The 23,029-nt window shown below is 38.4% G+C and carries 8 protein-coding genes and 2 pseudogenes; 7 read left to right on the forward strand and 3 right to left on the reverse strand.

The window, feature by feature from the left end; all coding sequences use genetic code 11:
- Nucleotides 1–46: 46 nt before the first annotated feature.
- Nucleotides 47–214, reverse strand: coding sequence for a hypothetical protein (locus AC6CHR_RS05930; RefSeq protein ID WP_498247610.1), 168 nt, complete (start codon nucleotides 212–214; stop codon nucleotides 47–49).
- Nucleotides 215–595: 381 nt separating this feature from the next.
- Between AC6CHR_RS05930 and AC6CHR_RS05935 the strand changes: the two genes are divergently transcribed.
- Nucleotides 596–742: a hypothetical protein gene (locus AC6CHR_RS05935; RefSeq protein ID WP_498247611.1), complete on the forward strand. Its 147-nt coding sequence runs from the start codon at nucleotides 596–598 to the stop codon at nucleotides 740–742.
- Between the two features lie 184 nt (nucleotides 743–926).
- Here AC6CHR_RS05935 and AC6CHR_RS05940 read toward each other — a convergent pair whose 3' ends face one another.
- The gene (locus AC6CHR_RS05940) at nucleotides 927–1,913 is read right to left on the reverse strand and encodes a DUF3231 family protein (protein ID WP_498247612.1); all 987 of its coding nucleotides are present in this window, start codon (nucleotides 1,911–1,913) and stop codon (nucleotides 927–929) included.
- 444 nt (nucleotides 1,914–2,357) lie between these two features.
- Nucleotides 2,358–2,601: pseudogene (locus AC6CHR_RS05945) on the reverse strand (IS3 family transposase); the annotation flags it as partial.
- A gap of 167 nt (nucleotides 2,602–2,768) precedes the next feature.
- Here AC6CHR_RS05945 and AC6CHR_RS05950 point away from each other — a divergent pair.
- From AC6CHR_RS05950 to AC6CHR_RS05975, 6 genes and pseudogenes are all read left to right on the forward strand, one after another.
- A pseudogene (locus tag AC6CHR_RS05950) lies at nucleotides 2,769–2,915 on the forward strand (GNAT family N-acetyltransferase); the annotation flags it as partial.
- Between the two features lie 497 nt (nucleotides 2,916–3,412).
- On the forward strand, nucleotides 3,413–4,087 hold the full coding sequence (locus tag AC6CHR_RS05955; RefSeq protein WP_498247613.1) for an MBL fold metallo-hydrolase: 675 nt from the start codon (nucleotides 3,413–3,415) through the stop codon (nucleotides 4,085–4,087).
- Between the two features lie 202 nt (nucleotides 4,088–4,289).
- Nucleotides 4,290–10,577: an amino acid adenylation domain-containing protein gene (locus AC6CHR_RS05960; protein WP_498247615.1), complete on the forward strand. Its 6,288-nt coding sequence runs from the start codon at nucleotides 4,290–4,292 to the stop codon at nucleotides 10,575–10,577.
- 46 nt (nucleotides 10,578–10,623) lie between these two features.
- Entirely contained in the window at nucleotides 10,624–13,245 is a 2,622-nt protein-coding gene (locus AC6CHR_RS05965) for a non-ribosomal peptide synthetase (RefSeq protein WP_498247616.1), read from the forward strand.
- A 45-nt stretch (nucleotides 13,246–13,290) separates the two neighbouring features.
- Nucleotides 13,291–19,857 carry an amino acid adenylation domain-containing protein gene (locus AC6CHR_RS05970; RefSeq protein WP_498247617.1) on the forward strand — a complete coding sequence of 2,189 codons (6,567 nt, stop codon included), beginning with the start codon at nucleotides 13,291–13,293 and terminating at the stop codon, nucleotides 19,855–19,857.
- A gap of 36 nt (nucleotides 19,858–19,893) precedes the next feature.
- Complete coding sequence (locus AC6CHR_RS05975; RefSeq protein ID WP_498247835.1) at nucleotides 19,894–23,016, forward strand: type I polyketide synthase; 3,123 nt, start codon at nucleotides 19,894–19,896, stop codon at nucleotides 23,014–23,016.
- The last annotated feature ends 13 nt before the right edge of the window (nucleotides 23,017–23,029 follow it).

A 23,029-nucleotide genomic window follows, 5' to 3' on the forward strand; every position in this document is an offset into this window, starting at 1 on the left:
AAGTGCACCCGTATAATGCTATTAAAGATAATGTTCCAATTATAATTCATCTTTTAATCTTCATATCAATACCCCCATAATAGTATCTAGCTCTTAATCCAGCCCAATGATCAATTTGTGGAGAAGCTTTATCTATGAAATCAGGACCACTTAGTATAATTGCTGTACCAAAAGCTTTATCATCTGTATGTTTTAAACCAAAAGCATGACCCACTTCATGAACAGATGTTTCTTTTTCTCTAGTATCACGAATGGACCAAAGTCTCTAAAAAAGGTGATATTTGTATATTTACTAGTTGTACAATAACAATCATGAGAAGCAATAGTGAAATTTCCCTTATCAACACTTTAACTCTCAAATCTCAACGCTGCGCATGATTTTGTACCTGTTTCTCCAAGAATAGTAATGGGAAGTCAAAATTACGATTATGGAAGATGGGTTATATCTGATGGCAATATAGATAACGAAACGGAAGATTTAAACCAATAACTGGTTGGAAATCTTTTGGAAGATATGCACTTATGGATATGAGACATGGGGGTTATTGTAAAACTTCAAGAGAACATAAATTAGAATTAGTAGGAGATTACCATGATGAATGAACAGCAGAAAAAAAATCTAGAATGGGAAAAATTTATTCTATTAGCTAGTATAACAGTTTGTCTTCTATATATATCATTTCATTTACCACAATTGATAGAAATTTTTAGTGGTATTGAAAGAGGTTTATATAATAATTAATATTTCCTATTCATTTTTCTTAACATGATTTCATTTGCTATAATTTCCTCAGATAACACTTTTGTATTAACACTAAATAAGGATCTTCAACTGAAGATCCTTTTCCATTACCTATAACTTCGATTATATCAACTATTTTTTAAAAAAAGTTATTCAATAGTATTAAGATTAAAACCAAATAAATTCAAGGCCTTTGAATTGCTCCAGGCGGCTTTTCCATCCAACCTCTGTCGATCATTATATTAAATCCGTCTTCTGCATATGCCATCACTTCAGTTAGAAGTTTGGAATAATTAGCAGTTAAATCTCTTCTCATTGAAACAGACAAAGCATGTCCAAAATACGTAAAACTCGCCGCATTTAATGTAGTAATCAAAAACATGATCAATTTTTCAGAAAATGGAGATATCTTTGAGTCTGTTACTTCCATTTCAACTGGAACCGTCCCCAACAAATCTTCCTCTTTCAAAAGGTTGTTCCAATATTTAACTTGTTTATTAGCTAAATCTCTTCCTCTCTTTAAGTACTGATTGATTTCTTTATCGTCCACGACTTGGATAAACCCATATAATAGAAGTATTCCAAAATAGTTTCTTTCAATGTTAAAAAAAACCTCTGTGAGCTCCACCGAATTTATTGGTCTTTGTTCACCAAACCACCCAGTTAAGAATGATTGTTTTTCTATAAACTCTACCTTATGAGGATAAGGGATTATTGGAGGACGGTCATAAATACCTTTTGATAGCATACAGCGTACTGACCTCTTGTATAGCTCATTTGATGAAGCAAGAATTTGGGAGAAAAGTTCAAGTACATCATCCCGTGCTATATTTGACGTGAGAATTCCATAGTTTAACATTCCGATTCTACTCATGCCATATACAAAACTTAACGCATATAAATCACCAAATAACGCAGGGGCCGATAAGTTAACATCGATGTCCGAAAACCCCTGAGGGATTGGAAACTTTTCTTCCTTAAATATATTTTCGATTTTTTTCATTTGCGATTGAGAAAAATTTAAAGCTTCATTTACTATTGAAATGATATCCTCGTCTTGGAGATGTTGCAAAAAGTGCTTAAAAAAACAGATAGATGCACTATCATAAGTATATGTACTCCATAAGCTCGCAATTTCTGTAGATGATAACTTGATGTTCTGGTTGTCCACTAGCCAATATCACCCTTTCAAAAAGAATACTTTTTTATAGGGTTAGTTATTTTGGTTAAATCTATTCTTGCGGATACACCTTAAAATAGGTTTAGTTGAATTTGCAGGCCAAAAAAGACCTTTAACAGATAGAGGGTCTTTTTTATTGACTATTAGAAGCTTTATGTCAACTAGTTTTGTATACATTATTCATTTGATACTGAGAGATCTTATTCAAATTAACATTACTTTATGGGATTTTCTTCTGGAAAAGTTTTGGTTTTTTGTAAGGGGGACATGTATTGAAAATATTTTTAGTATCTTTTTTAATTTTTTCACTCATTCTGGGAATTGTACAACCTTGATGAACATCAAGAAAATAAAGATAAATAATTTATAATTATCTTAAAATGGGGGGATTATTTTGAAAGAAATCCTGGGTTACTTTTTAATTGCACAAGCAATGATTCGTCGGTAACCATAACGACCTTGATGCTCTTCAAAGATCTGTCGGATGACTTCTTTACCTTCACTATATTTGTCAGGTGGATTCGTTTGTTTTACCCAGTAATAATGTACTACCTGAAATGTCAGCGATCTTAATTAATTCTCTGATTTTACATTCATGCTTTAATTCATAGATTATTTGCGTCTTGTCTTTTTCTGAGACTTTTTCTTTTCTTGAATGAAGGCTTGTAACTTTTTTAACGGGAAGTAATGTTCAAAAAATGTTTGTAATAATATCTAACATTGTTGTTGTGAGAAAACCGTTCTTCCTGTTAAATTGAGGTAATAGTTACTAAAATGGGGTGATTTTGTTGGTTAGTGATGTAAAAATCAAACAATTAAAATCAAGTGGAGAACATAGTGATGAGCTTGGTTCTAGATACAAGAGAAAAAGACCCTTCTAATCACCTTTATACTTCAATGGGTTACATTCAGGCTGGAAGAATTCCTAATTATGCGTTATCTGCGACTGGTAAATTAGATGCAACTATTTTCTATTATAAAAGCCTCTGTTAACAAATGGATTTTTAATGTTCAATAACTGTATCTCTTTTTAATTATCTGAATAATTCGAGAATACGGCTCTTTTCTGGAGTAACGAAAAAAGTCTAATTTCTTAATTTTGTTATTTCCTTACGTTATAAATTAGATATGTTGGCGGTACCTCTTGAAATATAGTTATTAAAAACAATGTCGAGTATTGTCTAAAAGTAATCCTTTATTGAATCCGTTTTAATGTGTTAAATTGAATTTATCCAAAATATTGAAAATTTCGATTTTAGATTAAATTATTAATAGGGTAAAAAAACAAGAATAAGAAGGATTTTTGACATTTCGTAGTTTTTGTATAGAGGTAGTTAGCCTCAAAATGTTGAAAAGCTTGCTTCATGAAAAAAATATTAAAAACCTGTTCCAAACTTCTAAGTGTTTTACACCTTCTATCAGGAATCCCATGAGTACCCGTATGAAGCTTATTCATTATAAGGAGAACCTGCCATTGTGAGAAATAAAGTATGAACAACTACACCTACGAACTCTATCAATTGAAGGCTGGGTCTCCTATCCTACCAAACTACATGTATATCATTGTGGACACTGTTACCCGTAAAACGGCAATCGTTGATCCAGGATGGGATTTGGATTTGATTACATCTCGATTTGAGGAAATAGGGGTTAAACCCTCTCTTATTTTGCTGACACACTCCCACTTTGACCATGTGAATATGGTAGAGCCTTTGGTTGAAAGGTATGGATCATCAGTGTATATGTCAGGTATAGAATGCAATTACTATCAATTTCATGCCCCAAAATTAATCTGCTTTGATGATATGGAAATTCTATTTTTGGGGAATACCCGTATCCAATGCTTAGTCACTCCTGGGCATACTGCGGGTGGGAGTTGCTTTCTCCTCTCAGATGCTCTCTTTACAGGCGATACTGTTTTCACTGAAGGATGTGGAATGTGCAATAAAGATGGGGGATCTCCAGGACAGATGTATGAGAGTTTTCAACGTATAAAAAGGACTGTAGCTCCGCATGTACGAATTTATCCAGGTCATTCGTACGGAAAAACACCAGGATGCCTTTTTGGTGAATTAGAGAAATACAATATTTATATTCTATTAAATTCAAAAGAACATTTTGTGAATTTAAGAATGCGTAAAAATCAAAAGCATTCTCCATTTTAAAAACTTGATAAAAGACGGCTCTTAATCAATTCAATCATTTTCTTACTTTTAAATCAGTCAGTTTATACGCAATTAGCAACATAATTTAAACTGGATAGTGATTATGTTTGCCTCCGCAGTATTTCGTTACTGAGCACTAAACAAGGATATGTAAATTGCATTGGGAAATTAAAAAATAATTTTGCAAAGTAGAGGATGAAATATGAGGGATAAGATATCCAATTTCCATCTTAATAACACTAAAGCTGATTTTAACACTGGAATTAAAATTACCGAACAGTTTGAGTTAAATGTCGCTAAGTCTCCAACGTCATTGGCAATTATGGGAGATGGAAACGATATTACATATCAAGAATTTAATTCGAAAGCAAATCAATTAGCACGAACACTTAAATCAAAAGGAGTTGGACCTGGAAGTCTCGTTGCAATTATGGCCGAACGTTCATTAGAGATGATGATTGGTATTTGTGCGATCTTAAAGGCTGGAGGTGCTTATGTACCAATAGACTCGACTTATCCCAAGACTCGTGTTAATTACATACTTAATGACAGTCAAGCAAAGATTGCACTAGTGCAAAGTAAATTTTTAACCTCCTTCGATAATCAATACCTTACGATTGATTTAAATGATGAAGCTTCATATGATTCGAATGACGAAAATCTAGGACCTATTGGCTCTTCTTCCGACTTAGCTTATGTTATTTATACCTCCGGTTCCACAGGGAATCCTAAGGGGGTTATGGTGGAACATCGTTCAATGATTAACGGTCTTAACTGGCTGCAGAAAGTCTATCCAATCAGTCAAGAAGATGTAGTAATGCAAAAAACATCCATATCTTTTGATGTCTCTGTATGGGAGTTGTTTTGGTGGATGTTTGCAGGGGCAACACTGTGTTTACTTAAACCAGGAGGAGAAAAAGATCCAGAAGCGATTATTAAGGCAATTGAAAAACATAAGGTCACGACCATGTACTTCGTACCTTCGCTTTTAAATCTTTTTTTAGATTATGCCAATGACTCTGATAAAGATAAAAAATTATCTAGCCTAAAGCGAGTCTTTGCAATTGGAGAAGCTCTAGAAAAGGATTATGTAGACACGTTCGATGAGCGTATTAAAGCTCATTATAGTACTCAATTAATTAATTTATACGGACCGACAGAAGCTACTGTTCATGTGACCTTCTACGATTGTTTTAGTAAAGAGATGGACGGTATAGTGCCAATTGGTAAGCCTATTGATAATACTCGAATATATGTAGTAGATGAAAAGATGCGTCCTCAGCCAATTGAACAAATAGGCGAGTTGTGTATTGCTGGAGAAGCGTTGGCACGAGGCTATTTAAATAGAGAAGAACTAACACTTGAAAAGTTTGTTGAACATCCGTTTGAGGGTGAAAATCGTCTTTATCGTACAGGAGATTTAGCTCGTTTGCTTCCTGATGGAAATATTGAATATATCGGACGGGTTGACCATCAAGTAAAAATTCGAGGATTTCGGATTGAAGTGGGGGAGATAGAGCATCAACTGCGTGAGCACAAGAAAGTTAAAAATGCAGTAGTCATTGCTCGTCAAGATAAGAAGCACCAACAGTATCTATGTGGCTATGTTGTTCCTAAAAAGGTAGTCACAGAGCAGGAATTAAAAGAGAGCCTAATGGATATTTTACCGGGATTTATGATTCCTGATCGTTTGGTGATAATGGAAAGTTTTCCATTATCACCAAACGGTAAACTAGATCGTAAACAATTACCAGAACCGGAGCAAATTGAAAACAATCTGGAGTATGTTGCACCTCGGAATGAAATTGAGCAGACATTAGCTGAATTGTGGAAAGAGGAACTTGGAATAGAGCAAATTGGCATCCATGATAATTTCTTTAATTTAGGTGGACATTCACTAAAGGCAATACGTTTGAAATTGAATATTCAAAAGGCGCTGCAAGTAAATGTTCCGCTACATATCATTTTTGGAAATCCGACGATAAGGCTTCTAGAGGATTACATAATGGGTAAAGAAGGCAATGAGGATTATAAGCCGATTCCTAAAGTAAGTAAAATGTCTAATTATCCCCTGTCTTCTGCCCAAAATAGAATGTATATGCTTCATCAACTTGATCCGGCATCAATTAATTATAACATTACTAATGTGTTTGAAATTAAAGGTGCACTAGATTTCGTCAATCTAGAAAAAGCTTTACAAACACTCATTCAACGCCATGAAAGCTTACGAACAAGCTTTATGGTAAAAGATAATAAAGCAGTTCAAATCATACATGACGAGGTACCATTTAGCTTAGATTATGAGGAGGTAGAAGAAAAGGAGGTTGACGTATCAATACGTCAATTTGTAAAACCTTTTAACTTATCACAAGCTCCTTTAATTAGAGCTAAATTTGTAAAGATAAATGACTATCAATCTATTTTTATTCTGGATTATCACCATATTATTGCTGATGGTGTTTCTACTAATCTCATAATCGATGAGTTATCTCAATTGTACGCGGGAGAAGCTTTGCAACCTATCCCTATCCAATACAAAGACTATACTCAATGGTATCAAGAACAGTTAGAAGGCAATACATTTACTGATCAGGAAAAATACTGGTTGGAGAGTTACTCAGATGAAATCCCAATACTGAATCTTCCAACGGATTTTAAGCGCCCTGACGTACAGAAGTTTGAGGGAGCAAAAGTTTCATTTGAAATTGACGGGGAGTTAACAGGTCAATTACACAAGGTGGCGAGGGATAGTCAAGCAACTCTTTATATGACGCTGTTAACGACTTTTAAAATGTTGTTGAGTCGGTATACGGGTCAAGAAACAATTATTGTGGGGAGTCCAATTGAAAATAGGCAACACCCAGATTTAGCTGATACTGTAGGAATGTTTGCCAATACACTTGCCATAAAATCAAGAATTGATCCAGAAAAGAACTTTGCGGAGCAATTAAGTCTTGTTAAAGAGGAATCTTTGCGTATATACGAAAATCAAAATTATCCACTTGAAGAGCTAATTAAGCAGATTAATCTGCAGAAAGACGTTAGTCGAAATCCGTTATTTGATGTCATGTTTGTGTTGCAAAACATGACAGACAGTCAATTATCATTAGGAGAGGCACAGGTAAGGCCATACAATTTTGATTTTAAGACATCTAAAGTGGATCTCACCCTAATTGCTATAGAAAAAGGTAATGGTATTTCGTTTGACCTAGAATACAGTACGTATCTGTTTAAAGTAGAAACAATTGAACGTATGGTGCAGCACTTTGTCAAATTGTTAAGTGAGGTAGCTAGAAATACTTATAAGCTTTTTAAAGAGATCGACATTTTATCCCAAAATGAGAAACATCAAATATTAGTTGAATTTAACAATAATAGAACGAATTATCCTAAAAATAGGACAATTCAAGCGTTATATGAAGAGCAAGTGATGAAGTTCCCTGACCAGATAGCTGTTTCTTTTAATGATGAGAACTTGACCTATGCTGAACTGAATCAGCGAGCCAATAACCTTGCACAGCTATTACGTAAACAGGGGATTCACCCTAATCAATTAGTTGGTTTAATGTTAGAACGTTCACTTGAAATGGTAATTAGTATGCTTGCAGTGTTAAAGGCAGGTGGCGCCTATCTTCCAATAGACATGGAATACCCAAGTGATCGAATTGCCTTCTTGTTGGAGGATAGTCAAACTAAGCTTTTGCTGACAACTTCTCATTTGGCCAAGACTAACGTATTTGCTGGGGAAATTATCTGTATTGACCAATTGTTTTTGACTCGCGAGAGCGTCCCTAATCCTGAAGTAAAGAACCAGCCTGGAGATTTATCCTATGTAATGTATACATCAGGTACAACTGGTATGCCTAAAGGGGTGTGTATTAGTCATCGTAACGTTATTCGATTGGTCAAAAATACCAACTATATTCCTTTTTCTCAGGACATACGAATTTTACAAACTGGCGCGTTTGGATTTGATGCGACTACGTTTGAGGTCTGGGGAAGTTTGTTAAATGGGGGGACTCTATACTTGGTCGACAAGGAAGGGATCTTGGATACTACTCTATTGAAACAAACGATTGCAACAACCTCTGTTAATACAATGTGGCTTACTTCACCACTTTTTAATCAATTAGTTGAAAAAGATGTTTCTCTCTTTGCCTCAATGAAGTATTTGATTGTAGGTGGTGATGCGTTATCGCCAAAGTATATCAACCGTGTAGGAGAAGAGTGTCCACAACTAAAGGTCATTAATGGTTATGGGCCTACAGAGAATACGACTTTCTCAACGAGCTATGTGATAGAGAGACATTTTGAAGGCAGTATTCCCATTGGAAAACCAATTTCAAACACACAAGCTTATATTTTAAATAAGGACAATCAGGTACAACCGATTGGAGTGGTAGGTGAATTGTGCTTTGGTGGTGATGGTTTAGCAAGTGGCTATTTTAACAGACCAGAACTAACAAAGCAAAAATTTATAACTAACCCTTTTAATACAACTGAAAAAATATATAAAACTGGTGATATGGCAAGGTGGCATTCTGACGGGAACATAGAGTTCTTGGGAAGAGCTGACCATCAAGTGAAGATTAGAGGATTTAGAATTGAGCTGAGTGAAGTGGAGAGTAAATTGTTGAGCCATTATGCAGTTAGAGAGGCAATTGTCTTGGCAAAAGAGAAACCAAAGAGTGGAGAAAAATATCTCTGTGCCTTTTACACGACTTCAGCAGAAGTTGAGGTTGATCATCAAGATATAAGAGAGTATCTTCGTCAGTCTTTACCAGCTTATATGGTGCCGGGACATTTTCTACAGTTAGAAGAATTTCCGCTCAATGCAAACGGCAAAGTTGATCGAAAAGCATTGCCAGAACCTTCCCAACATGAAGCAGTTAATGTTGAATATACAGCACCAAGGAATGAAACAGAAAAGAAATTAGTCCAATTGTGGGAACAAACTTTAAGTTTGGATAAGGTTAGTGTATTCGATTACTTTTATGACTTAGGAGGCAACTCTTTATCAGCTACACTCTTGCATGCTTATATTCAGAAGGAATTCGGAATCCGCCTTTCTTTAACAAGTATCCTTCAGAATCCAACAATTGAAATTATGGCCAAACAGATTGGAAATGATATTCATCAGGAAGTGTTCACGATTCCAGTTGCACAGACAAAAGAGTATTACCCAATGTCTCCGCAACAAGGACGAATATATACACAGCAAGAGATGAATTCTGAACTTACTAACTACAATGTATTAATTACTGTGATGCTTGAACAAGGATTAGATATTGTAAGATTCAAAACTGCATTGCAACAAATGATTGAGCGGCACGAGTCATTGAGAACTTCGTTTGTATATGTGAGTGAACAAGTAAACCAAAAGGTTTGGGAGCATGTTGTGTTGGATGTGGAATACTACGAGTCCGAAGAAGCTCTTCGTGAAGTCTCATATATGCGGCCATTTGACTTATCTCAAGCCCCGTTATTAAGAGTGGGATTGGTCAATATGGAGGACAAAACCCACAAACTTTTCATTGAAATGCACCACATTATTACTGATGGATTCTCATTAACCATCTTTTTTAAAGAACTGCAAGCATTGTATGAAGGGAAAATACTCCCTGAGCTCCCTATTCAGTACAAAGACTACTCAGAATGGATGAATCAAGAGCGGAGACAAGAAATCGAAAAAACACAAGCAAGATTTTGGCTAGATGTCTTCAAAGAACCGGCACCAACTTTAGAGCTACCCACTGATCAAAAACGGCAGGATAAGCTTGATTTATCTGGTGAGATTTTGTCTTTTGAAATGAATGCACAACAAACTGTAGCCCTGCGCAGCTTCTCATTGAAGCAAGAAGCCACTCTGTTTCAAGTACTTGTCTCAATTTATAATGTGTTCCTTATGAAGATTACAGGACAAGAAGATATTGTAGTAGGAACACCAGTATCAGGAAGAAATTATCCAGACCTAGAAAATGCTATGGGGATGTTTGTAAACACGTTATGCCTTAGAAATTACCCTCAACCAAATTTATCTTTTAGTGCCTTTGTGCGTGATGTTAAACAAAAAAGCATGGATGTATTTGAACATCAAGAGTACCCATTTGAAAAGTTGGTAAATGAAGTGGTAGAGGATCGTCAATATAATCGTAATCCACTCTTTAACACCATGATCGCTTTACAAAATACTGACTTATACCAAATGAAATTCCTTGGTGGAAATGTTCGCTTGTCTACAGAGCATGAGCACTTTGTCATGTTTGATCTAAACATGCAAATCTATGAATTAGAAGACAAGTTAATAATTGATTGGGAATATGTTACACAGTTATTTACAGCAGAAACGATGGATAACTTCCAAAAATATTTTATGGAAATCATTGATGTAGTTATCCAAAATCCTGATGTGAAGCTAGAAGATATTCAACTGTCCGCACTTCCAAAAATAATGCATGCGGAAGTGCCAAACTTTGATTTTTCTTTTTGAAAAGAGGAGTACTAGAGTTGGTATGGAGCTGAGAGGAGTGACTGAAATGACTGGTACGAAATTTATAAAGAGTTATCGAAAGGTTATTGCGAACCAGCAGGTAAAAGAAGGTGCGTATTGGAGAGGAAAATTGGCTGGGCACAGGAAAGTAGCCTGTTTTCCATCTGACTCTTATCAATCTAAGTCTCAAGAAAGTGTTTCTTCGTCTAATTATCAATTTTCAGACGATCTATTGGGCCAAGTGAAAAAAGTCAGTAATAATAATGATCATGCTTTACATGTGGTGCTTACAGCTGCCGTTACGGTACTACTTTATAAATACACCGGAATGGAAGACATTGTTATTGTACAGCCAGTTCTTGAGCCTGTTTCAGAGAATATGATGAATGAACGTCTCGTCGTTAAAAGTAGTTTAGAGGCAGATATGACATTTAAGAGTCTCTTAATCCAGATGAAACAAACGGTTTTAGAAGCGATCGAGCACCAAAATTACCCGATGGACGTTCTAGCAGAAGAGCTAGAGTTAAAAATGTCTTCAGGGGAGAACCCTTTCTATGAAACTGCGGTACAACTAGAAAATATTCATGCATCAACATTTAATGAAGATCGCCCTAACATTCTCTTTTCGTTCAAAAAGAGAGAGAGCGGCATAGATCTTAGCATCAGATACAATACGCTTTCCTTTCAACTAGCGACGATTGATAGAATTGTGAGTCATTATTTTAAAGTGCTAGAACAGGTGTTGAATAATTTAGAGATTAAGTTGCTAGATGTTGACCTTTTGACATTAAGTGATGGCAAATGGGTTGATGCTTATAATGAAACACAATTTGATTTTGACTCGAGCCTTAAATTTATGGATATATTTGAAGCTCAAGTTGCTCAAAGGCCAACAGCACCAGCGATTGTAGGCGACGGTATCTTCCTTACTTATCAAGAATTGAATACGAGGGCAAACCGGTTGGCAAGAACACTTAGAGACAAAGGGGTTCAACCGAATGTCTTGGTCGCAATTATGGCAGAGCGCTCAGTAGAGATGCTTGTCGGAATTTTTGCCATTCTTAAGGCAGGAGGTGCTTACACCCCCATTGATCCCAAATATCCTCGGGCACGGGTGAAGTATCTTCTCGAAGATAGTCGCGCAAAAGTGGTGCTCACGCAAGCAAAGTTCATGGATAGACTGGAAGATGACGACCAAAAGATAAATCTAGACGATGATGCCTCTTATGCTGATGAGGAAAGCGATTTAGTATCTGTGAACAAAGCTACTGATCTAGCATATGTCATTTATACGTCAGGTTCCACAGGAAAACCAAAGGGAGTTATGATTGAACATCGTAATATGATGCATATCTTGACAGCGTTAGAAGAGAGATATCCATTTGGAGCCGATGATGCCTATTTACTAAAAACACCGTTTACTTTTGATGTATCTGTAAGTGAGTTGTTTGGTTGGGTTCGTTGCGGTGGTCATCTAGTCATACTCGAACCAGAAGCGGAAAAAGATCCTGAGAAACTGTTTGAGGTATTGCGTGAATCAAATGTGACACATGTGAATTTTGTACCATCATTATTAAATGTCTTTGTTCAGCTGCTTAAAGATCGTAACGATAGGAGCTTACCAGCTTTAAAGTACGTGTTGGTGGCAGGAGAAGCTCTTCCAAAGAAAGTGGCTTACAATTTCAGGGATATGCTCTGTGATGTGCGCCTGGAAAACCTATACGGACCAACCGAAATTACTATCTATGCAACAAACTATTCTGTTGTGGATGACTCTAAGCTCGGAAGTATCCCAATTGGTAAGCCATTACCTAATGTACAGGCTTATATCGTGAACGAACAGTTAAGTCTTCAGCCAATTGGGGTAGCTGGGGAATTGTGTATTGCTGGTAGTGGAGTTGCCCGCGGTTACTTAAATCGTCATGAGCTGAGTGAAGAGAAGTTTGTTCCTTGTCCTTGGGAACCTGGAATGAGGATGTACCGAACTGGTGATTTAGTACGTTGGCTAGCTAATGGAGACATTGAATATTTAGGACGTATTGACCACCAGGTTAAAATTCGTGGTTATCGAATTGAATTGGAAGAGATCGAAAGGGTTCTCATGGAGCATCCTTCAGTACGAGAAGCATTGACAGTGGTCCGTGAAGATATAAATGGTGACAAGAATCTCATGATGTATGTAGTCCTAGAGGCTGGAAAAAAAATGCATTCGAATGAGATGAAAGATTACTTACAAGGGATACTTCCAGAATATATGGTGCCTTCAGCTTATGTGTTCCTAGAGGCGTTTCCGTTGAATCACAATGGAAAGGTGGATCGACGAGCTTTACCTATTCCAGATGAATCTAGCTTTGATCAGGCGGAGTATGTTGCACCACGTAATTCTGTAGAGCAAGTAATTGCAGAGGTGTGGAGTGAAGTCCTAGGCAATGAAAAAGTCGGAGTTCATGACAATTTTTTTACTCTTGGTGGACATTCATTGTTAGCAATGCTGATGGTTTACCGTCTTCGTTCTGCTCTAAATACAGAGCTCTCTATGCAGTCTCTGTTTGACCACCCGACCGTCTCTAAATTGGCGGTAATAATTGAAGGTAATAAGAAGGTCTCTAATAAGGATGGAAGGCAACGAATTACTAAGCTTTCCCGTGAAAAACATCGTTTGAACTAGAAAAATCTTTTTAATTGGTATCTGGGTTAATAAGGAGAGAAACTAATGAAGAACTTATCTCAGCATTCAACAGAGGAAGTTTTGGTGAAAGAACAAACAGATGAGGTTTATTCTTTTGATGCTTCATTTGCTCAAAAAAGACTATGGTTAATTGATCAACTACTTGATGATAAGTCTGTCTATAATATCCCTACTTCCATACGGGTACAGGGCATTATTCAGCTAGAAGTACTGGAGCGGGCATTCTACCACATAATTAATCGCCATGATACACTACGTACTACGTTTCGTGAGATAGATGGAGAAATTGTTCAAATCGTTCGTGAAAGACTTCAATGGGGGCTCCTAATTGATGATTTAATTCCTTTGGCGGAGAGTGTGCGTTGGGAACATGCAAACAATTTGGCTGAAAAAGAGGCAGAAACACCTTTTGACCTACAGGAAGGACCTCTATTTCGTATTCGTTTAATTCGTCTCAGTGAAAGGGATCATCTTTTATTAGTTAATTTACATCATATTATTTCAGATGGTTGGTCGACAGATGTATTGATGAGAGAATTGTCTCAACTTTATAAAGCATTTGTTCATCAGGAAAAAATCGAGCTTGAGGAGCTGCCGATCCAATATGCCGATTTTGCCCATTTCCAGAAAGAGTGGTTACAGGGAGAAGCATATGAATTGCAACTGAACTATTGGAAGGAACGACTTTCTGGTGAACTCCCTGTATTGCAATTGTCCACTGCTGCTCCGCATTCTCAAAAACGGGGGAACAGAGGTAAAACCTATGAATTTACCGTGAGTCCTACTGTCAGTCGAGCAATCAAACAATTTAGTCAGAGAGAGGAAACGACCAATTTCATGACATTGTTTGCTGTATATAATGTGTGGCTGTTCCGATATGCGAATCAGACTGACCTGCTTGTGGGGATCCCAGTAGCAGGCCGTGAATGGGAAGAGGTAGAAGAGTTAATTGGCTTTTTTATCAATAATTTAGTCATTCGTAGTCAGATTGATAAAAAAGTATCGTTCCGCAATTTTCTACAGAGCGTTAAACAGAACGTTATAGAAGCTTATTCTAATCAAGATGTTCCATTTGAAAAAGTGGTGGAGGTTGTCCAACCAGATCGTGATATTCAAGTTTCTCCAATTTTTCAAAACATGTTCTCTCTTCGTATACAGGACACTACTTTTACATTGGAAGGGCTCGAAACAGAGGTTATTCAGGTTGAACGTCATTCTGCAAAATTTGATTTACTGATGGAGATGATGGAATCAGAGGACGGCTTCACAGGAACGTTAGAATATAGTACGGATTTGTTCGATGAGGAAAGCATCAAGAAAATGGTAAATCATTTCTTGAATCTATTAGAGGGAATAACCAACAATGCAGAAGAAAGTGTAGCCCGTTTACCGATGCTAACTGAAGAGGAAGTACAACAACAGGTACAGCAATGGAACGAGACGGATGTAGCTTATCCTTCCATAAGTGTACAAGAAGGCTTTGAGGCGTGGGCTTCCCAAAAACCAGAGAAAATTGCTCTTGTATATGGTGAAGAAACTGTATCGTATGGAGAACTAAATCGTAAAGCCAATCAATTAGCTCATCGATTACAGTCGCTTGGTGTTGGAGTAGACACATTGGTTGGTATTTGTCTGAATTCTAGCCCCGAGATGGTCGTAAGTATGCTTGCTGTACAAAAGGCAGGAGGTGCCTACGTCCCACTCGATCCTTCATTGCCGCTTGATAGACGCCGTTATATGGTGGAGCGTGCTGGGTTGAAGGGGTTGGTGACCAAACAATTCTGGGCAGAGGAGTTGTCTTTGGAGGACGAGGTAGCAATCGTCTGCCTAGATAGCGAGGCAGGACTACTGGCAGCTGAACCAGAAAACAATTTGCAGAATGAAGCAAGCTCAACGAACCGCATGTACGTAATTTTTACCTCAGGCTCTACAGGAGTACCTAAGGGTGTAAACGTTTTTCGAAGAGGTTTTGAGAATTTAATGCAATGGTATATTGGTGAATTCCAGATGTCAGAAACCGATAGCATGTTGTTAATCACTTCACCAAGCTTTGATATGACTCAGAAAAGTATCTACGCCCCACTGATGACTGGCGGACAACTAGTGTTGTTAAAAACAGGACTCTATGATGCAGCTGAGATTACTTATGAGATTGAAAAGAACAATATTACACTGCTAAGTTGCACACCAAGTGCTTTTTACCCGTTATTGGATGAAACAGTTACAACCGAATATGCCCCTTTAAGCACGTTGCGCCATGTTTTCCTAGGGGGAGAACCTATATTGGCCAATCGATTGGTGTCATGGACTACATCAAGTGCATGTCATGCTGAGGTTGTAAATACATACGGTCCTACTGAATGTACTGATATTACTGTATTTAAACGTTTGCCTGATATGGAGCTTTTACTTGATAAGCCTATGCCAATTGGGCGACCTGTCCCTAACAATAAAACCTACATTTTGAACAGTGAATTAGGACTTGTACCAGAAGGAACACCAGGTGAATTGTGCATTACAGGTGTGCAGGTAGGTGGAGGCTACATTGGCGAGGAAAAGATGACTGCTGATAAGTTTCTCGTCAACCCATATGGAGATGAGCGAACTCCGTATTTGTACAGAACAGGAGATTATGCAAAGTATTTGCCAGATGGAACAATTGAGTATTTAGGTCGAATAGATCATCAAGTGAAAATTCGAGGATTTCGGATTGAACTAAGAGAAATTGAAGTGGTGCTAAGAATGTGCGATGGCGTCAAGGAAACAGTCGTCTTGGCAACAGAAACTCGACCGGGGGATAAGCGCTTAGTTGCTTATGTTGTTCCAGTAGGCAAAAGGTGGACAGGAGAAGATTTTTCCACTCGGTTACGGAATGAACTTCTAGACAAGTTACCAAACTACATGATCCCGTCAGTATTTGTTGTGTTGGAGGATCTGCCGTTATCTCCGAATGGAAAGGTTGATCGCAAGGCGTTACCTGATCCAAAGATGACTGGTGGACAGGAGCGTTTATACACAGCACCTCGCTCAGTACTTGAGAGGAAAATGACAGATATTTGGATGAGTGTATTGCATGTTAAGAAAATAGGTATTTACGATAACTTTTTCGAATGCGGTGGTCATTCACTGTTAGCGACACAGCTCATTTCTCGTTTACGCTCTGCTTTAGATACAGAAATCTCTCTTCGGGCTTTGTTTGATAACCCAACAATTGCTGGGCTGGCGTCTGAAGTCACATTTTCTGATAGAACAGATAAGAGTGAATTAGAATCAGGATTGAAGCATAGTAACGATACAATTCTATCGTTGTCTCGTGAGGATAAAATACCACTTTCGTTTTCGCAGAAGCGCTTGTGGTTCTTGGATCGACTAGAACCTGAAAGTGTAGCCTATAACATCTTCTCGGCTATTAGAATAGGTGGAACGCTGAATAAACAAGCTTTTCAAATTTGTCTAAATCAACTTGTTGAACGACATGAGTCGCTAAGGACAACTTTTAAGGATGACGATGGCCCAGTACAAATGATCTCTCAGACTCTTCACATTCCATTATCATTAATAGATTTTCGGGAGATTGAAGAAAAAAAGAAAGATAGAGAAGTAGAGAGATTTATTTTAGAGGAAACTAAGCGTCCATTCGATTTGGAAAGAGGTCCTCTGTTACATGTAAGCTTGCTATGGCTAGATGAAACAGAATATGTCCTATTAGTTTCGATGCATCACATTATTTCTGATGGATGGTCTATTGAGTTGCTAATACAAGAATTAGGTGAGTTGTACTCAGCTCATCTCCAGGGGAAACCAGCAAATTTGCCAGAGTTGACTGTTCAGTATGCAGATTATGCGGAATGGCAGAACAATAAAGTAAGCGGAGAAAATCTTGAACGTCTTACTACGTATTGGTCTGAGCAATTGGGTGGGGAATTACCAATATTGGAGCTTCCATCTGATAACCCACGACCTAAACGACAAACATTCCGGGGAAGTCGTAAGACGGTGCAAATTCAAAATGACACCGTTCAAAAGCTAAAAGAGCTTAGTCGTTGCGAAGAGGTAACATTGTTTATGGTGTTCCTCTCAGCATTTAGTGTATTGCTTAATCGATTAAGTAGACAAGAAGACTTGATTATTGGGACACCGATTGCAGGACGAACCCGCACAGAAACAGAACCATTGATTGGATGCTTCGTCAATACTTTGGCACTACGCATTAACCTTTCAGAAAAACCAACATTTGTAGATTTACTTAAGCGAATGCGGAAGGTTTGTTTAGACGCTTATGCTCATCAAGATATGCCATTCGAGAAGTTAGTCGAAATTATACAGCCAGAACGTAGTTTGAGTCGTAACCCCATCTTTGATGTGATGATTAATTTAGTCAATACACCTACTAAAAATGCACAATGGCAGGGTGTTACTCTATCTCAGATGGATGTAGGAGATCCTCAATCCAAGTTTGCGCTCACATTGTATATCCAAGACAAGCAAGATGGTATGGAGTTGGAGTTTGTTTATCAGAAGGATCTTTACAGTGAAAAAAGGATTGAAGAACTTTCCAGTCAATATACATCATTACTAAAACAGATAGTGAATCATAGTGGAATGGCGATTGATTCTTATTCTCTGACAACAGATGGAAGTAAGAAAATTCTACCTAATCCAAAAGCAAAACTAGACAAACCGTTCTACCCATCGGTTCCTGAAATGTTCCGTAGGGTTACTCTTCAAAATCCAAAGCAGGAAGCCATTAACCATCGGGGTGAGAAAAAAACTTATGGAGAGTTAGCTGAAGCTGTCCATAGTATTGCAAGCAGTCTACATGCTGGTGGACTGAATCAAGGTGAGGTTGTAGCCATCTTTGGACGACGCAGTATCGGTCTAATTGCTAGTATGTTGGGGGTGTTAACCGCAGGTGGGGTAGTGTTAACAATAGATAAAAACATGCAAGTAGAGAGAAGGAAAACGATACTGCGTTCCTCAGGTGTTGATAGATTGATTTTTGTAGGAAGTCGTCAAACTGAAGACGGGTCCTTGTTTACAAACACTGAATGGAAAAAGATTCATTTCATTAACGAGATGAAAGGTGAACCTCTAACAAATCTGAAGGATTCAAAAAATAAAGAGGTAACTACTTTCCCACTATTACAAACAGATGATCCAGCCTATATTTTCTTTACTTCCGGAACTACAGGCGTTCCTAAAGGTGTTGTTGGAAAGCACAGTGGACTAGCTCATTTCCTTGTATGGCAACGGGAAAGGTTTGGGATTGGACCAGGAGATCGGGCCGCCCAGTTAACAGGTCTATCTTTTGATGTTGTACTACGGGATATCTTGCTTCCTTTGACAAGTGGGGCGACGATTTGTTTACCGGATGTAGAAGAGGATCTATCTGCTTCGCAGATTTTACCGTGGATGGAAAGAGAGAAGGTTACTTATTTTCATACTGTACCTAGCTTAGCACAGTCATGGTTTGAAATTGGAAATGTGAAGCTTAATCATCTGCGTTACGTTTTTTTTGCTGGAGAACCTCTTTCAGCGGACTTAGTCAAATCATGGCGCTCAACTTTTGGCGATCATACCACAATAATTAACTTGTATGGTCCAACTGAGACTACTTTGGCAAAATGTTACTTCGAAGTTCCGAGGGAGGATAAGTTACCATTCGTCCAACCAGTTGGACAACCGCTTCCTGAAACTCAAGTATTAGTAATAAATACAGATTTTCAGCTTTGTGGTATTGGTGAACCAGGGGAAATTGTCATTCGAACACCTTTTAGAACCCTTGGGTATTTACAAGATTTTGAAAAAGACAAGTCTCCTTTTATACCTAACCCATTCACAGATGACCCAGAGGACATCTTATATCGAACAGGAGATATGGGTATGTATCGTCCAGACGGATTACTGGATATTGCAGGAAGGCTCGATGATCAAATCAAAATTCGGGGAATTCGTGTAGAGTTAGGAGAAATTCAATCTATTATATCTAGTCATCCTCTTGTTAAAGAAGTAGTGGTCATTACTGCTTTGACAGCTAACGGTGACAAAAGATTAGCAGCTTATTTCGTTCCTCAAAACGAGAAGTTGGAAGTTGTCGAATTGCGCGCATATGTTAAGGGAAAATTGCCTTCGTTTATGATTCCAGGAGCATTTGTAAAGCTTGAAGCAATTCCGCTTAATGCAAACGGAAAAGTGGATCGTCGAAAGCTTCCTGACCCAACAATTTCATTTAATGAGTTGCTCTCTGAGTTTTCTGTATCATCTATCTCTCCAACAACAGAGTTAGAAGAGGAGATAGGAGAAGTATGGAAAGAATTACTGGGAGTAAGGCAAGTAAGCATTCATGACAATTTCTTTGACATTGGAGGGCATTCATTGCTAATTCTACAAGCTAAAACTAAGCTAGCCAAACTGCTACAACGGGATATTCCTTTAGTTGCCTTTTTTCAATACCCTACGGTGTCTTCCTTAGCAACGCACCTTAGCGAAGATGGGGAAGAGTCATCACGGTTTGAGAAATCAAAGGATCGTGGAAGTAACCGACGAAATGCTTTGCAACAACGTCGTCGTCAGAAACAGTCAAAGAAATAATAATGGACAAAAGGGAAGGGGATGTACGCTATGACCATGTCTTCAGAGAATGGATCAGAGATTGCTATTGTAGGTATGAATGGTAGATTTCCAGGAGCGCCCAACTTGGAAACTTATTGGAAGAATCTATCAGAAGGTAAGGAAAGTATTCGTTTTTTTAGTGATGAGGAACTCAAGAAAGAGGGTATTGACCGATCTCAGTATGAAAATCCAAATTATGTGAAGGCTGGCATAGAAATTGATGATATTGATAAGTTTGACGCCTCATTCTTTGGTTTTACCCCACGTGAAGCTGAAATCATGGACCCGCAGCAACGATTGTTTTTAGAGTGTTGTTGGGAAGTGTTGGAGGTTTCTGGACATGATCCAGAAAAATATCCTGGACGTATTGGCGTATATGCTGGAGTATTTTCTAGTACGTATCTGTTTAATTTATACAGCAACCCAGGGCTTTATAATTCAGTAGGGGAATTAAATATTCGTCATGGGAATGAAAAGGATTATTTGGCTACTCGAGTGTCATATAAATTGAACCTTAAAGGACCAAGTGTAAGTGTACAGACTTCCTGCTCTACATCTCTTGTTGCTGTTCATTTTGCCGTCCAAAACTTACTAAGTGGCGAATGTGACATGGCGATTGCTGGTGGAGTATCAATCGTAACCCCCCAAAAGACGGGATACATGTATCAAGAAGGTGGGATTCTATCACCTGATGGACATTGTCGTCCTTTTGATGCGAAAGCAAAGGGTACGGTCTTCGGCAACGGAGTAGGAGTCGTTGTACTGAAGCGACTAGAGGATGCTCGCAATGAGGGTGATACCATTTATGCTGTTATTAAAGGAAGTGCAATTAATAACGACGGAGCAGACAAAGTTGGATTCACCGCACCGAGTGTTAATGGCCAAGCCGATGTAATCGCTGATGCAATGGAGATGGCGGAAGTCGACCCACTCACGGTAGGGATGGTTGAGGCACATGGCACAGGAACTCCACTGGGTGATCCGATTGAGATCTCTGCACTGACACAGGTGTATCGTGAGCAAACGGCTGAGAGGAATTATTGTGCCATTGGGTCGGTAAAGTCTAATATTGGTCACCTTGGAGTGGCATCAGGTGTTGCTGGTCTGATTAAAACAGCGATGTCCCTTTACCATAAAAAGATTCCACCGACTTTACATTTTGAAGCAGAGAATCCAAATATTGATTTTGCTAATAGCCCGTTTTATGTAAATACAGAGCTTCGGGATTGGGAAGAAAAGAAGGGAATCCCACGCCGAGCGGCTGTAAGTAATTTTGGAATGGGAGGGACCAATGCGCATATTGTTCTAGAAGAAGCTTTATCTTCTAGAATACAGCCCGAAAGATCAACACAGAATGAACAGCTTCTTGTCCTATCTGCTCAATCAGATACTGCGTTGAACAGTGCGGTTGAGCGTATGAAGGATTATTTTCAACATAATCTTGATGTGAATTTAACGGATGTTGCCTATACGTTGCAGGAAGGCCGCCGCGAATTTTCACATCGTGCTATGTTAGTTGCGCAAACGAGGGACGACGCACTAGAAATTCTGAAAAATCAGAAAAGTATTAAACTGGTTAGAGGATCAAGCCAGAAAAAGCGTAAGGTTGCCTTCGTGTTTTCTGGACAAGGATCACAGTATGTCGGAATGGCTCACGGGCTTTACATGAAAGAGCCTGTATTCCGTAAAACGTTTGACCACTGTTGTGATACGCTTCTTCCATTGATTAAAACAGATATTCGTAAGCTTTTATATCAGTCAGAAAGCGAAGTATTTGCATCTGAGGAGCTACAGCAGACTTCACTTGCACAACCAGCTCTTTTTACGATTGAATATTCACTTGCTAAGTTGTTAGAATCTTGGGGCATAAAACCTGCCCTAATGCTGGGTCATAGTATTGGTGAGTATGTGGCAGCCTGCTTAGCAGGTGTATTCTCTCTAGAAGATGCCCTCCGAATCGTGGCTATCCGCGGTCGCTTAATGCAGCAAATGCCAACAGGAAAAATGCTGTCGGTTTCACTTTCGGAATCGCAGGTACAAGAACACCTTGAAGGCAAATTGTCTATTGCAGCGGTCAATACTCCTAACTTGTGTGTGATTGCAGGAAAAGAGGAAGAAATTGAGACGTTGCACAAAAAGCTACAGGTCCAGGGCGTGGAAACACGTATGTTAATTACATCCCATGCTTTCCATTCTGCAATGATGGATCCAATATTAGATGAATTTGTTGATGAAATATCCAACGTTCAAATGAATACACCTGCTATTCCATATCTCTCTAACCTAACTGGTACGTGGATTAAGTCTGAGGAAGCAACCGACCCAAGGTATTGGTCGAGGCATCTGAGAGGTGTTGTCCGTTTCACAGAAGGTGTGGAAGCCTTGTTAGAAGAAGATATTATCATAGTAGAAGTAGGGCCTGGGCAATCACTTACTGGACTCATAAAGGGACATGAGTGTGAGGATCGGAAACCTATTGTTTTCCCTCTTCTTCGTCATCCAAAGGATCGTCAAACTGATCATACTGTTTTATTATCCGCAATTGGACGTTTATGGTTGGCGGGAGGCTCTGTGGACTGGGAAGGACTCCATACTTCTCAAAAAGTACAACGTATCCCGCTACCAACTTATCCATTCGAAAGGAAACGTTTCTGGATTGATCGAATGTCGTCTAATTTAGTTCCAGTACAGGAAACAGAACAGAATGAGCATGTTTATACAAAAGTGACAGAAGAAGAGTCAATCCTCGTTAAAACGGAGGATCCAGCGGCAGTGACTAAAGAGAATACAGGTCCGTTAGGAGTTGAACAGAAAGTTGGTGCCATTTGGGAAGAATTGTTTGGTATAGAATCAATTGATGTTAATGATGACTTCTTTGAGATTGGTGGACATTCGTTGCTTGCTATTCAGCTTTTTAATCGCATTCAAGAAGAGTTTGACGTTGAATTGCAAATTGAAGATATGTTTGATGATCCTACGATATCAGGTCTTGCAAAGCAGGTAGATAAATCTTTAGAAAGTATGCGAGAAGTAGGAAATGCAATGGAGGAAGCTTCCGATGAAGACATTGAAGAGATACTTAAAGAGCTTGAGGGTGAGTCTCTAGATCTAGAAAAGTTTTTCTCAACTAAAGTGTAAAGGAGGAAGCAAT

Source organism: Metabacillus sp. GQ13 (genome assembly GCF_059758525.1).

Excerpts from the sequence above, each read along its gene's own strand:
- AC6CHR_RS05935 (WP_498247611.1), top strand. The coding sequence starts at position 596 with ATGAATGAACAGCAGAAAAAAAATCTAGAATGGGAAAAATTTATTCTA.
- AC6CHR_RS05955 (WP_498247613.1), top strand. The coding sequence starts at position 3,413 with ATGAACAACTACACCTACGAACTCTATCAATTGAAGGCTGGGTCTCCT.
- AC6CHR_RS05960 (WP_498247615.1), top strand. The coding sequence starts at position 4,290 with ATGAGGGATAAGATATCCAATTTCCATCTTAATAACACTAAAGCTGAT.
- AC6CHR_RS05965 (WP_498247616.1), top strand. The coding sequence starts at position 10,624 with ATGACTGGTACGAAATTTATAAAGAGTTATCGAAAGGTTATTGCGAAC.
- AC6CHR_RS05970 (WP_498247617.1), top strand. The coding sequence starts at position 13,291 with ATGAAGAACTTATCTCAGCATTCAACAGAGGAAGTTTTGGTGAAAGAA.
- AC6CHR_RS05975 (WP_498247835.1), top strand. The coding sequence starts at position 19,894 with ATGTCTTCAGAGAATGGATCAGAGATTGCTATTGTAGGTATGAATGGT.